Annotated in this window: 11 protein-coding genes; 6 read left to right on the forward strand and 5 right to left on the reverse strand. The window is 60.3% G+C overall.

Annotation, left to right across the window (positions count from 1 at the left end; all coding sequences use genetic code 11):
- Positions 1–847 (reverse strand): IS30 family transposase (locus ACP151_RS13960; RefSeq protein ID WP_424977595.1); only part of this gene is annotated, 847 nt, incomplete at its 3' end.
- 220 nt (positions 848–1,067) lie between these two features.
- On the opposite strand from ACP151_RS13960, the gene ACP151_RS13965 reads away from it, so the two are divergent.
- From ACP151_RS13965 to ACP151_RS13985, 5 genes are all read left to right on the forward strand, one after another.
- Positions 1,068–2,207 (forward strand): acyl-CoA dehydrogenase family protein, encoded by a 1,140-nt coding sequence (locus ACP151_RS13965; RefSeq protein ID WP_424979515.1) that lies wholly within the window; start codon positions 1,068–1,070, stop codon positions 2,205–2,207.
- Between the two features lie 50 nt (positions 2,208–2,257).
- Positions 2,258–3,304: an enoyl-CoA hydratase/isomerase family protein gene (locus ACP151_RS13970; protein ID WP_424979516.1), complete on the forward strand. Its 1,047-nt coding sequence runs from the start codon at positions 2,258–2,260 to the stop codon at positions 3,302–3,304.
- Complete coding sequence (gene mmsB / locus ACP151_RS13975; protein ID WP_424979517.1) at positions 3,301–4,176, forward strand: 3-hydroxyisobutyrate dehydrogenase; 876 nt, start codon at positions 3,301–3,303, stop codon at positions 4,174–4,176. The genes ACP151_RS13970 and mmsB overlap by 4 nt, the downstream gene beginning before the upstream one ends.
- A 227-nt stretch (positions 4,177–4,403) precedes the next feature.
- Complete coding sequence (locus ACP151_RS13980; RefSeq protein ID WP_424979518.1) at positions 4,404–5,975, forward strand: Hint domain-containing protein; 1,572 nt, start codon at positions 4,404–4,406, stop codon at positions 5,973–5,975.
- A gap of 98 nt (positions 5,976–6,073) precedes the next feature.
- Positions 6,074–6,418 carry a hypothetical protein gene (locus ACP151_RS13985; protein WP_424979519.1) on the forward strand — a complete coding sequence of 115 codons (345 nt, stop codon included), beginning with the start codon at positions 6,074–6,076 and terminating at the stop codon, positions 6,416–6,418.
- Between the two features lie 18 nt (positions 6,419–6,436).
- Here ACP151_RS13985 and ACP151_RS13990 read toward each other — a convergent pair whose 3' ends face one another.
- On the reverse strand, positions 6,437–7,207 hold the full coding sequence (locus ACP151_RS13990; protein WP_424979520.1) for a helix-turn-helix domain-containing protein: 771 nt from the start codon (positions 7,205–7,207) through the stop codon (positions 6,437–6,439).
- 190 nt (positions 7,208–7,397) lie between these two features.
- Here ACP151_RS13990 and ACP151_RS13995 point away from each other — a divergent pair, with 190 nt between their 5' ends.
- Positions 7,398–7,763, forward strand: coding sequence for an excinuclease ABC subunit A (locus ACP151_RS13995; protein ID WP_424979576.1), 366 nt, complete (start codon positions 7,398–7,400; stop codon positions 7,761–7,763).
- Between the two features lie 133 nt (positions 7,764–7,896).
- Here the strand turns inward: ACP151_RS13995 and ACP151_RS14000 are convergent, their stop codons facing one another.
- From ACP151_RS14000 to ACP151_RS14010, 3 genes are all read right to left on the reverse strand, one after another.
- On the reverse strand, positions 7,897–8,280 hold the full coding sequence (locus ACP151_RS14000) for a hypothetical protein (RefSeq protein WP_424979521.1): 384 nt from the start codon (positions 8,278–8,280) through the stop codon (positions 7,897–7,899).
- Positions 8,277–11,135 (reverse strand): excinuclease ABC subunit UvrA, encoded by a 2,859-nt coding sequence (gene uvrA, locus ACP151_RS14005; protein ID WP_424979522.1) that lies wholly within the window; start codon positions 11,133–11,135, stop codon positions 8,277–8,279. The genes ACP151_RS14000 and uvrA overlap by 4 nt, the downstream gene beginning before the upstream one ends.
- A 193-nt stretch (positions 11,136–11,328) precedes the next feature.
- Positions 11,329–12,504 (reverse strand): MFS transporter, encoded by a 1,176-nt coding sequence (locus tag ACP151_RS14010; protein ID WP_424979523.1) that lies wholly within the window; start codon positions 12,502–12,504, stop codon positions 11,329–11,331.
- Between the last annotated feature and the right edge of the window lie 111 nt (positions 12,505–12,615).

The raw sequence follows: 12,615 nt of genomic DNA on the forward strand, positions 1-12,615 counted from the left end.
CCCTTCGATTGGTGTTCTCGACCGTGCCTTTTTGCCACGGGCTGGAAGGATCGCAGAACCATGTCTGCGTCCCGATTTCGGCCTGCAAATGTGGCCAGCTGACGAACTCGGTACCGCGATCAAAGGTGATTGATTTGCGGGCCAGATGAGGCAGGTCGCGTACGGCTTTCATAATTTTCCCCATCACCGGCTTGGTGCGCTTGTTCGGGTTCTTCAGCAGCACGGTGAAGCGGCTGACACGTTCGACCAGCGAGGTGACATTGGTTTGCCCAAGTTTCTGTTTGAACAGCATCAAATCTCCCTCCCAGTGCCCAAACTGGCGACGGTGAGCGACATCATCTGGCCGGAATAGAATGCTGACATCACGGTCGAACTTGGGCTTCTGGCGCTTCCTGGCACGGCGTGGCCTGCGGGATTTCCGATGTTCGGGCAAGTACCACCAGAGCTCTTGGTCCATGCCTTCCTTAGAATAGATGTAGCGGTAGATCGTCTCCTGGCAGACGCGTAGCGTAGCACCTTCATAGATCATCCGGTTGCCGATCTGCTCGGGCGTCCATCCTTGCTTGATCCGTTCGATGACGCGCTTGCACAGATCGGGATGTCTGATCAGCTTGCGTTGCGTGGAACGGCGTTGCTGCGTGCGCTGGTGTGCTGCCATGCCGAAGTATCCCGCGTACTTCTTGGGAAAGGCATCATCGGCCCAGAAGTTGCGTTTGATCTCTCGGAATATCGTCGACTTGTGACGCTTCAAAACGCGCGCCATCTCAGCGACAGGGACCTTTGCAAGCCACCAGTCTTCGATCCTGCGCCGTTCTTGTAAGCTCAGTTGCGTATATACCGTTCCCATGCAATATTCCTCCTATTAGATAACTCATTGTTTTCTAATAGGAGTCGCACTTCAAAATAGCGCGCACCGCTTCGTCGCGTAAAGGTGACCGCGCTTCGTGCCCCTTGAGAGCGGCATTGCTGCACGGTGGCTTTGCAATTGCGCAGGTTGCTTCAGCCTCCTCTGACCGCTATTAAATTAACAACTGTTCAATTCACTGGATCGGCGGGAGGAACGGCATATGGATTTTGCACTGTCAGAGGAACAGCAGGCCATTTTCGACATGGCGCATGCATTCGGCCAGGACAATATCGCGCCACAGTCCCGCGATTGGGAAAAGGCTGGCACTATCCCCAAAACACTCTGGCCGCAGCTGGCAGACCTGGGTTTCGGGGGCCTTTATGTCTCCGAGGAATATGGCGGCTCCGGCCTGTCGCGGCTGGATGCCACCCTCGTTTTTGAAGCTCTGGCGATGGCCGACCCTGCTGTCGGCTCCTTTCTGTCGATCCACAACATGTGCGGCGGCATGATCGACAAGTTCGGTTCCGAGGAGACCAAGCAGAAATGGCTGCCCAGCCTGTGCACCATGGAGAAGATCTTCTCCTACTGCCTGACCGAACCCGGCTCTGGCTCCGACGCCGCTGCCCTCAAAACCCGTGCCGAGCGTAGCGATGCCGGCTATGTGCTGAACGGCACCAAGGCGTTCATCTCCGGCGGCTCCTACTCTGACGCTTATGTTGTCATGTGCCGCACCGGTGCGGACGGCCCCAAAGGTATCTCCACCGTGGTGGTCGAGGACGGCACCCCCGGCCTGTCGTTTGGCGCGCTGGAGGACAAGATGGGCTGGAAGGCGCAGCCCACCTCGCAGGTGCAGTTCGATGATTGCACGATACCGGCAGGCAACCTGATCGGCGAAGAAGGCAAAGGGTTCTCTTATGCGATGGCGGGCCTCGACGGCGGTCGGCTGAACATCTCGGCCGGTGCATTGGGCGGCGCGCAGTCAGCGCTGGATCAAACCGTGCAATACATGTCCGAACGCAAGGCCTTCGGCAAATCGATCAACCAGTTCCAGGCGCTGCAATTCCGACTGGCGGAATATGAAACCCGCCTGCAGGCCGCCCGCACCTTCCTGCGCCAGGCTGCGTGGAAACTGGACACAGGCGCCCATGACGCCACCAAATTCTGCGCCATGGCCAAGCTGATGGTCACCGACACCGCCTTTGACGTCGCCAATGGCTGCCTGCAGCTGCATGGCGGCTACGGCTACCTGGCCGACTACGGCATCGAGAAGATCGTGCGTGACCTCCGGGTGCATCAGATTCTGGAAGGCACCAACGAGATCATGCGCCTGATCATCGCGCGTCAGTTGATTGCAGACTGATCCGCCCTGCCCCAGACTGCGCGGCAGAAACCCTAGATGGAACACGCCAAATGAGTGACATCCACATCCGAAAATCAGGCCAGGCCGGGCGCATCACCTTCACTCGCCCCAAGGCGCTGAATGCGATGAGCTATGACATGTGCCTGGCCATCGACGCGGCCATGCGTGCATGGGCAACGGATGGCACTGTCAAGCTGGTGGTGATCGACGCCGAGGGCGACAAGGCGTTCTGTGCAGGCGGCGACATTGCAGAACTATATGACACGGGCACCAAGGGCGACTATTCCTATGGCCGCACCTTCTGGCGCGATGAATACCGGCTGAACGCGCTGATTTTTGAATACAAGAAACCTGTGATCAGCTTCATGCAGGGCTTCACCATGGGCGGCGGCGTGGGCATCGGCTGCCATGGCACCCATAGGGTGGTCGGCGAAAGCAGTCAGATTGCCATGCCGGAGGTCGGCATAGGCCTGGTGCCCGATGTGGGCGGCTCGCTGATGCTGGCGCTGGCGCCGGACCATCTGGGCGAATATCTCGGCATGACAGCCGCGCGGATGGGGGCTGATGATGCGATCCTGGCAGGCTTTGCCGATTACTTCATCCCGCAGGACGGCTGGCCCGCCCTGATCGCCGCGCTGGAGGAAACCGGTCAGGCCAGACTGGCAGAAGAAGCCGCACAGGCCGCACCGGCGGGCAATCTGCGCACTGTGCGCAAGGACATTGCGAAGTATTTTGGCAAGGACCGGCTGGAAGATATTGTTGCGGGGCTCAAGGCCGAGGACAGCACGTTCACCATCAAGACGCTGAAGTCCCTGAACCGCAATTCTCCGCTGTCGATGGCCTGCACGCTGGAAATGCTGCGCCGGCTGCGTGCAGACGGCCCTGCTGTCCGCCGTGCGCTTGATCTGGAATACCGCTATACTTTCCGTGCCATGGCACAAAGCGATTTCCTGGAAGGCATCCGGGCCCAGATCATAGACAAGGACCGCAATCCGCAGTGGCAATATGCTGGCCAGGCTGTGCCTGCACAGGCGGTTGAGGACATGCTGGCGCCGCTGGGCGCCGATGCGCTGACATTCGAGGAGGTACTCAGATGAAGATCGGATTTATCGGACTGGGCAACATGGGCGCGCCGATGGCCGCGAACCTGGCCAAGGCCGGCCACCAGGTCACCGGATTCGACATGGCCGATGTCAGCGTCGAAGGCGTCACCATGGCGGCCTCTGGTCCGGCAGCCGCCGCAGGCGCAGATGCTGTCATCACCATGCTGCCCAACGGCGCCATTCTGCGCCTTGTTGCAGCAGAGGTTATCCCGGCAATGGCTGCTGGCGCTGCTCTCATCGATTGTTCGACTGTCGACGTGGAGTCCGCCCGCGCTGTTGCCGAACAGGCCCAGGCTGCTGGGCTTCTCACCGTTGACGCCCCCGTCTCCGGCGGCATCGGCGGCGCCGCGGGTGGTACGTTGACTTTCATGGCTGGCGGGTCATCCGAAGCCTTTGCAGCAGCAGAGCCGCTGTTCGACATCATGGGCCAGAAGGCCGTGCATTGCGGCGAAGACGGCGCCGGTCAGGCCGCCAAAATCTGCAACAACATGATTCTAGGCGTCACCATGATCGCCACTTGCGAAGCCTTTGCTCTGGCAGACAAACTGGGTCTGGACCGGCAGAAAATGTTCGATGTGGTCTCCACATCCTCCGGCTATAGCTGGACAATGAACGCCTATTGCCCCGCCCCTGGTGTTGGCCCGCAGTCGCCCGCCGACAATGGCTACCAGCCGGGGTTTGCGGCGGAACTGATGCTCAAGGATCTGGGCCTCAGCCAGCAGGCCGCGGTCAGCGCCGATGCAGACACCCCGATGGGTGAACTGGCTATGGCGCTTTACAAGTCGTTTGTGGATGAAGAGGACGGCAAAGGCCTGGATTTCTCGGCCATGCTGCCGCGTTTTGAAAGGCGTGGCCGCCAGGATTAAGACAGCGGGCCGCCTGCGCGGCCTTCTGCTAGACCGACAACACTTTGGACTGTCCCCTTAGATCGGTCTGGGAGCTGAAATAGGTAAAATTGCCCTGCCTTTCGAAGGTTCTCTGAAAATTTTAATAAACTCCCGGTTGTCGGCGCCACCCTGCCGCAGTTCTGCCACATTTGTTGACCATTCAGAAACAGATTGTTAACCTTTCTTGCCGGGAAGAGATTGCACCGATGGCAATAGCAACTGAACTGAACATCGACTCCTCTGCGTCTGCCATTCAAATGGCTGATGAGATTTTTGGCGACGGCGTCACGGTCACAAGCGCCAGTTACAGCGGCGATACACTGTCTTCTGGCATCTACACCGGTGCCGACACAACCACACCTGGTGTGGCACCTGCTGATTCCGGTGTCATCCTGTCCACCGGTCACGTGCAGGACTTCACCAACAGTGACGGCAGCACCAACACCAATCAGAATACAAACACCTCCACCAATACCGGCGGCATCAACAACGATTCAGATTTCAACACGCTGGCCGGCGCCAGCACCTTGGATGCGTCCTTTCTGGAAGTCGAGTTCATCCCGGACGGCGATACGCTGACCATCGACTTTGTACTGTCCTCAGAGGAATACCCGGAATTCGCCAACTCCCAGTACAACGACGTCATCGGTGTCTGGGTGAACGGGGTCGAGGCCCAGGTGACAATCGGCGACGGCACCGCCTCGATCGGCAATATCAACGACGGCACCGAAAACGTCTATGTCGACAATACCGGCGACCAATACAACACCGAGATGGACGGGTTCACCATCACCCTGACCTTCATCGCGCCAGTAAATACAGGTGTGGCCAACACTCTGAAAATCGGTGTCGCTGATACGGCAGACAGTTCTTATGACACAAACCTGCTGATTGCCGGCGGGTCGGTTCAGACCGCAATCGTCGCTCAGGACGATCAGGAAGACATCGCCATCAACAAGACCCGGGTGATCGATGTTCTGGACAATGACACCACCGCTTCCGGCACCCTGTCCATCACCCATATCAACGATCAGGCAGTCAACGTCGGCGATACCGTTACCCTGGCCACAGGCCAGGAAATCACCCTGAACGCTGATGGAACCCTTTCGGTAGATACCGACAGTGACCTGGAAACTGTCTATTTCAACTACACGGTGGACAACGGCGAGGGCAACTCCGACACCGGCCTGGTCGAGATCAACCAGACCGTACCTTGTTTCCTGCGCGGCACGCTGATCCGCACCCCAGATGGAGATGTCCCGATCGAAGACCTGCGCCCCGGCATGCAGGTGATGACATTGGACAACGGCCCCCAGGTCCTGCAATGGACCGGCAGCCGCCGCACAGTTTGCACCGCTGAAACCGCCCCGATCCGCTTTGCCGCGGGCAGCTGCGGCAACACCCGCGACCTCTATGTCTCCCCTCAGCACAGAATGGTTGTGGCGGCACCGCTGGCACAGCTCTTGTTCGGTGAACAGGAAGTGCTGGTCAAAGCCAAAGACCTGGTCAACGATAAATCCGTACGCCCGGCGCTGGACCTCAAGGAGGTGGAGTATTTTCATCTGCTTTTCGGCAGCCATCAGATTCTCTGGGCCAACGGCGCCCTCAGCGAAAGCTACCAGCCCGGCCCGGAAACGGCTTGCGGTTTTGACGCAGGCACGCAGGCGGAGATCTGCGAATTGTTTCCAGACCTCTGCGCGGAAACCGGCCGCGGCTACGGGAATGCCGCCCGCCCGTCTTTGCGCAGTTACGAAGCGCGGGTTCTCGCCGCCGCATAAGCAGCAAATGGCGGCGTATCGCCGCCCGTTTCCCGGCCACTTGGCTTCCCTGCCCAGCTCTTTAAGAGAAGCTGTCAGCGAAGAAAGGGCCGCTGTAAATGTTACGCCGTCATTTTGGTTCAATCACTGCTCTTGCCACCGTCACTGCGTTGGCAATTCCACTGGCGGCAGGCAGCAGCGGCGGCGCGGGAAAATCCGCTCTGGAATGCCCGCACGGACTGGCAAGGAAAGCCTCTTTTTGCACGCCGGCACAGGAAGCCAAAAGGTTCTATCGCCGCGGCGATCACATCCTGTACGACTACATCTGGATTGGCGCACCGGGGCAATGGGCGCCTGATCCTTACGGTACCTATGTTCAGGCCGGCGGCTATATCTATCAGGTGAACCGGGAAACCCACAAGGTTCTGCGCCTGATCGGGACTGCAGGCGATCTGCCAAGGTAACGACGCCTCCGTTTGCCATCAGCCCGGGGCCATGGCGTCCATCGCTGCACGCGTCCCGCTGTCTGCCGGAAACAGCATTTCGATCCGCAGCTCCGACATCGCCAGATCCCCGGTGCCGCCGAACTGGGTGATGGTAGAAAAGAACGCCAGCACCTGCCCGCCCATCCGGTAACGGGCCGGGATCACCGCCGGCAGCACCGCATCCTGCGGCCCGCCACTGGCAGCAATGTTTTCCTGCAACCGTGCCACAGCCTGCTCCAGAACCGGATCCGAACCGAAATGTGCCAGCTCGGTCCTAAGCCGCGCCAGGCTCAGCCGCTCCACCTCCTCCAGATTTTCCAGCGCAGCCCGCAGCGCCGCATTGTCCAGAAGCGCTTCGATCAGGCTGCTCCCCTTGGCGATACCGGCACTGCTCAGCATCAGACCCATCGGCGGATTTAGGTCCAGCAGCCGCCAGTGCCGGTCAATGATCATGGCCGGAAATGGCGCATGTGCCGCCATCATCCTTTCTGCTGCCTGCCGCAACGGCGCCAGCTCTGCATCCTCCAGGGCCCGGCGCGCATAGGCGGGTGCCAGCCCTGCCGCCGTCAGCAGCTGGTTCTGCGCCCCGCCCGGCAGCTGCAGCTCTTCGCTCAGGCGCAGCACCATGCCTCTGCTGGGGCGCGCGCGGCCGCTTTCCAGAAACGACACATGCCGCGCTGAAACACCGGCCTGCAGCGCCAGCCCCATCTGGCTCATCCGCCGCAGCCCGCGCCATTTCTTCAAAACCAACCCAAAGCTTTCAGCCATCCGCCGCCTCCGTTTTCCGCAGCCTAAGAAACTGCTGCCAGAGTTTCACTTACCTCTGAGGTAATTGTTTTCCGTCCCGCCGTCGCCGCATCCTGCGTCAGAAACCGCACAGGAGCCCCCTTTGACCCATTCTTCTAGAATCCGCATGCTCAAGCTCGTCTCGCTTTGTTCTGCTGCCTTCGGCCTTGCCATGGTGCTGGCCCTGGCCACCCCGCTGGGCGCCGCTCTCAACCTGTTCATCGACCTAGCCTTCCTGCCAGTGGATGGCGCCCAGGCTCTCACTCCCGGTTCAGCCGCGTTGATGACTGCCATCAGTGGCGGGCTGATGTGCGGCTTCTGCGTGCTGATCTATCTGATCACACAGCATATCTATGCAAAGGACCCAGCACTTGGTCGCCGCCTGCTGATCCCGGCCCTCATGGCCTGGTATCTTCCGGACAGCCTCGGCTCCTTCGCCGCCGGTGCGTGGTTCAACGTGGCAATGAACACAGGTCTTCTGGCGCTGTTTCTGATCCCGCTGCTGCAGACCCGCGCTGCAGCCGCACAGACCGGATGACATGCAAAACCGCTGCCCCCATTCACCTTTGCAAAATACTCCAGGGTGAATTGGCCACAGGCCAAGAGGGGCAGCGCCCCTTACTCTGAACAGTTTTTCACGCCACAGACGAAGAAGTGTCTGGACTAAAGGCTTAAGGTCCAATGGAAACGGGGAGCTCCGAAAGAGATCCATCCCAGAACCTGGCGCAATTGGACAGGATCTGGGCAAACTCTCGATGTGTCTCAATTGTCGAAGGCAACGTCCGCCACTCAACAATTCTGGCGTCTATCAGCCGATCCCCAAGTTCCTTTCCCATCATAGAGTAGGACCAAGACCGCAGCCTTTCCGCCAATTTCCGCCACTCATCCATTTTCCGCTGTTCTGGGGTCGTCAGTTCAGTTTCCAAAACTGAAAATAATGCGCTGCACTCACAGTATTCTACCGCCCAGCCAAAGCATTTTGGCGCACGCTCAGCATTTGCAAATGGAGCTTGCAGCATACAAATCAGTCCTGCCGCAAGCGCCATGAATTTCATTCCGCCGCCACCTTCCGCGCCGCCAGAATATCCTTCAGATAGCGACCCGTATGGCTGCGCGGCTCCTCTGCCACCGCCTCCGGCGTACCTGCCGCCACAATCTCGCCGCCGCCATCACCGCCTTCGGGGCCTATGTCGATGATCCAGTCCGCCGTTTTTACCACGTCGAGATTATGTTCGATCACCACCACCGAATTGCCCTGCTTCACCAGCTCATGCAGCACTTCCAGCAGTTTCTTCACGTCCTCGAAATGCAGGCCGGTCGTCGGTTCGTCCAGAATATACAGCGTCCGCCCGGTCGAGCGTTTCGCCAGTTCCTTGGACAGTTTCACCCGCTGCGCTTCGCCGCCTGACAGCGTGGTGGCCTGCTGGCCCACCTTGATATAGCCCAGCCCCACCCGCATCAGCGCGTCCATCTTGTCGCGGATCGACGGCACCGCCTGAAAGAAAACCTGCGCATCTTCCACCGTCATATCAAGCACATCGGCAATGCTCTTGCCCTTGAACTTGATCTCCAGCGTCTCCCGGTTGTAACGCGCGCCCTTGCAGGTCTCGCAGGTCACATAGACGTCGGGCAGGAAATGCATCTCGATCTTGATGACCCCGTCACCCTGACAGGCTTCGCAACGCCCGCCCTTGACGTTGAAAGAAAACCGCCCCGGTTTGTAGCCACGCGTTTTGGCCTCAGGCAGGCCGGCAAACCAGTCGCGGATCGGGGTAAAGGCCCCGGTATAAGTGGCCGGGTTAGACCGCGGCGTGCGCCCGATCGGGCGCTGGTCGATGTCGATCACCTTGTCCAGATGCTCCAGCCCTTTGATGCTCTCGCAGGGCGCCGGCGTCTGGCGCGCCCCATTGAGCCGCATAGAGGCCGTCTTGAACAGCGTTTCGATGGTCAGCGTCGACTTGCCACCGCCCGACACGCCAGTCACACAGACGAACTTGCCCAGCGGAAATTCCGCCGTCACCTCTTTCAGGTTGTTGCCGGTGGCCTTGACCACTTTGATCTTCTTCTTGTTGCCCTTGCGCCGCTTGGACGGCACCGCAATTTCACGGGTGCCAGACAAATACTGGCCAGTGATTGAGCCGGTATCCGCAGCAACCGCACCCGGCGTGCCATGGCTGACAACTTCGCCGCCATGCACCCCGGCGCCGGGGCCGATGTCGAACACATAATCCGCCTGCCGGATCATGTCCTCGTCATGCTCCACCACAATCACCGTGTTGCCCTGATCGCGCAGGTTCTTCAAGGTGCCGATCAGCCGGTCGTTGTCGCGCTGGTGCAACCCGATAGAGGGTTCGTCCAGAACATAAAGAACCCCGGTCAGGCCGGAACCGATCTGCGACGCCAGCCGGATCCGCTGGCTCTCGCCGCCGGACAGGGTGCCGGAATTGCGGCTAAGCGACAGATACTCCAGCCCGACATTGTTCAGAAAACCCAGCCGTTCGCGGATCTCCTTGACGATGGCGCGGGCGATTTCCTGTTTTTGCTGGGTCAGATGGTTTGGCACGTCTTCGATCCAGGCCAGCGCCTCGCGGATCGATAGCTGCACTACCTGACCGGCATGGACACCGGCAATCTTTACCGCCAGCGCCTCTTCGCGCAGACGGTAGCCCTCGCAATGGTGGCAATGGCGGTTGTTCTGATAGCGTTCGAATTCTTCACGGATCCAGTTGGAATCGGTCTCACGGTACCGCCGCTCCATATTCGGAATGACGCCCTCGAAGGTGCGTTCCACCTGATAGACCCGCCCGCCCTCGTCATAGCGAAAGGGGATCTCCTCCTCGCCGGAACCATACAGAAACACCTTCTGCACCTTCTCCGGCAGGTCCTTCCAGACGGTGTTCTTGTCAAACGCGTAATGTTTGGCGATGGCCTCGATGGTCTGCAGAAAATACGGCGACTTGCCCTTGCGCCAGGGCGCCAGCGCACCGTCATAGACCTTCAGGCTTTGGTCCGGCACCACCAGCCGTTCGTCAAAGAACAGCTCAACCCCCAGCCCGTCACATTCCGGGCAGGCCCCAAATGGCGCGTTGAAGGAAAACAACCGCGGTTCGATTTCAGGGATGGTGAAACCGCTGACCGGGCAGGCAAAATTTTCGCTGAAGGTGATCCGTTCCGGATCACCCTCGCGCGGGGCGGTTTCCAGAATGGCGATGCCATCCGCCAGATCCAGCGCGGTGCGCAGGCTGTCTGCCAGCCGGGTCTCCATCCCTTCGCGCACCACCAGCCGGTCCACCACCACGTCAATGTCATGGCGGAACTTCTTGTCCAGCGTGGGCGGCTCGTCGAGTTCATGAAACTCCCCGTCCACCTTCACCCGCTGGAAACCCTGCTTACGCAGTTCCAGGAATTCCTTTTTATATTCGCCCTTGCGGTCGCGAACGATCGGCGCCAGCAGATAACCGCGGGTGCCCTCCTCCATCTCCATGATCCGGTCGACCATGTCCTGCACCTGCTGTGCCTCAATCGGCTTGCCGGTGGCCGGGGAATACGGCGTGCCGGCGCGGGCAAACAGCAGACGCAGATAGTCATAGATTTCGGTCACCGTGCCAACAGTAGAGCGCGGGTTCTTCGACGTCGTCTTCTGCTCAATCGAAATCGCGGGTGACAGGCCGCTGATGTGGTCCACATCCGGCTTTTCCATCATGTCCAGGAACTGGCGCGCATAGGCCGACAGGCTTTCGACATAGCGGCGCTGGCCCTCGGCATAGATGGTGTCAAACGCCAGCGAGGATTTGCCCGAACCCGAAAGACCGGTGATCACCACCAGCTCGTCGCGCGGAATATCCACGTCGATGCTTTTCAGATTGTGCTCGCGCGCACCGCGCACTTCGATGGATTTCAGCTCAGCCATAATGCCCCCGTGCCCGCGTCGCCGAACCCTTGGCGGACGCCCGCCCTACAGATAGGGAATGCTGTGGAAAACGCCAAGCCCCAAAAGAGAACATTGCACGAACAGGTGGAACTTTACTGACAGCAGCTGTCAGCAGCAGAAAAGCTGCCCCTAACCTGCTTCCTGCAGCGGTGCCGTCTGGCTGGATGCAGCCCTACAGCGCCGCGACCTGCCTCCGCCTTGCTGCCAAGGTCTGGTGCACCAGAATACCGCCAACAAACAGCCCGCAGACCACCAGCATCATGCCGCCATATCCGGCAATGCCCAGGGCTGCCAGCAACAGCGGCGTGCCGATCACATTGCCTGCATTGCCCGCCTGCGACATGGCGCCGTTGGCCTCTGCCTGATCGGCCGCGGTGCTGTTCAGCTGCGGAACACAGGCAAAGCTGCCGCTCTGCACCAGGCCAAAGGCGGCGGCCAGCGCGAAACAGGCCAGCCAGTCGCCCGGCACCGCCCAGAGCCACAGACCGGCCGCAGTACACAGACCGTAACCCGCCTGCGCCAGCTGGACAGCCGGCATGACCCGCAGCAGGGCAACGCCGACTGTCATCGACGCGGCGATGGAGATCAGCGGAAATGCCCCCATCACAATGGCCCGCTGGCTCTCGGGCAGATGCGGCGGCAGCACCGTCAGCAGCGCCACAAAACAGGAGGTGTAAAACAGCCAGCCCGCAGCCGGTGCCAGTTTGAACGGAGAGCGGTAGATGCTCAGATGCAGAGCCGGCAGTTCCGCCAGCGGCGGCAAAGGCTGGCGTTCCGGCACCGGCAGGTTTCGCATGGCCCAGGCCAGCAGCAGCGCCAGCGCCGCCATAAGCATCGCATGGGCCGCGAACAATGCCAGCAGCCCCTGTGCTGCCACCAGCGGCAGCCCCAGCCAATTCAGCAGCGCAAAAGACACACCAAAGAACGTGCTCCACGCTGTCAAGGCCGTGCCCCGCTGCCGCTCATTGGCCAGCAAAGCCATCAGCGTCGGCCCGGCAACGACGATGCCCAGATGCGACAGCCCCTCGATCAGCCGGGTCACCAGAAACAGCCCATAAGGCAGATGCAGGACCTGAAGCGCCGACATCGCCGCACCGCTCCACAAGGCCCAGACCAGCGACCGCCGGTAGCCAAATGATGAAACAAAAAGACCGGCGACCACGCCCAGCAGGATACCCAGAACCCCGGTCATCGACACGCTGAGGCTCAGCGCCGGACCGGCCTCGGGATAGAGCGTGGCAAGCTGATCAAAAACAACCGACACCTTGCCGTATTGCGCGGCGGCCCCCAGTCCGGCAGCCCAGACAGCCAATACTGCGCCCCAGCGGGTGGTTGCGGTCTCCGGCATGGCGTCTGCCCTTTTACTTGTGCACCGCCAATGGTTATCCCGCTGCGGTTCAGGAAGCCAGTGCAGACGCGCGACAAAAAAGCGGCCCCGCAAAGGCCGCTTCTGAAAGAT

Origin of the sequence: Leisingera sp. S232, assembly GCF_049800895.1 — a bacterium.
In the GTDB taxonomy this organism is placed as follows: Bacteria; Pseudomonadota; Alphaproteobacteria; order Rhodobacterales; family Rhodobacteraceae; genus Leisingera.

What these genes read in the sequence shown, in the direction of transcription:
- ACP151_RS13965 (WP_424979515.1), top strand. Translation starts at nt 1,068, where the DNA reads ATGGATTTTGCACTGTCAGAGGAACAGCAGGCCATTTTCGACATGGCG.
- ACP151_RS13970 (WP_424979516.1), top strand. Translation starts at nt 2,258, where the DNA reads ATGAGTGACATCCACATCCGAAAATCAGGCCAGGCCGGGCGCATCACC.
- mmsB (WP_424979517.1), top strand. Translation starts at nt 3,301, where the DNA reads ATGAAGATCGGATTTATCGGACTGGGCAACATGGGCGCGCCGATGGCC.
- ACP151_RS13980 (WP_424979518.1), top strand. Translation starts at nt 4,404, where the DNA reads ATGGCAATAGCAACTGAACTGAACATCGACTCCTCTGCGTCTGCCATT.
- ACP151_RS13985 (WP_424979519.1), top strand. Translation starts at nt 6,074, where the DNA reads ATGTTACGCCGTCATTTTGGTTCAATCACTGCTCTTGCCACCGTCACT.
- ACP151_RS13990 (WP_424979520.1), bottom strand. Translation starts at nt 7,207, where the DNA reads ATGGCTGAAAGCTTTGGGTTGGTTTTGAAGAAATGGCGCGGGCTGCGG.
- ACP151_RS13995 (WP_424979576.1), top strand. Translation starts at nt 7,398, where the DNA reads ATGGTGCTGGCCCTGGCCACCCCGCTGGGCGCCGCTCTCAACCTGTTC.
- ACP151_RS14000 (WP_424979521.1), bottom strand. Translation starts at nt 8,280, where the DNA reads ATGAAATTCATGGCGCTTGCGGCAGGACTGATTTGTATGCTGCAAGCT.
- uvrA (WP_424979522.1), bottom strand. Translation starts at nt 11,135, where the DNA reads ATGGCTGAGCTGAAATCCATCGAAGTGCGCGGTGCGCGCGAGCACAAT.
- ACP151_RS14010 (WP_424979523.1), bottom strand. Translation starts at nt 12,504, where the DNA reads ATGCCGGAGACCGCAACCACCCGCTGGGGCGCAGTATTGGCTGTCTGG.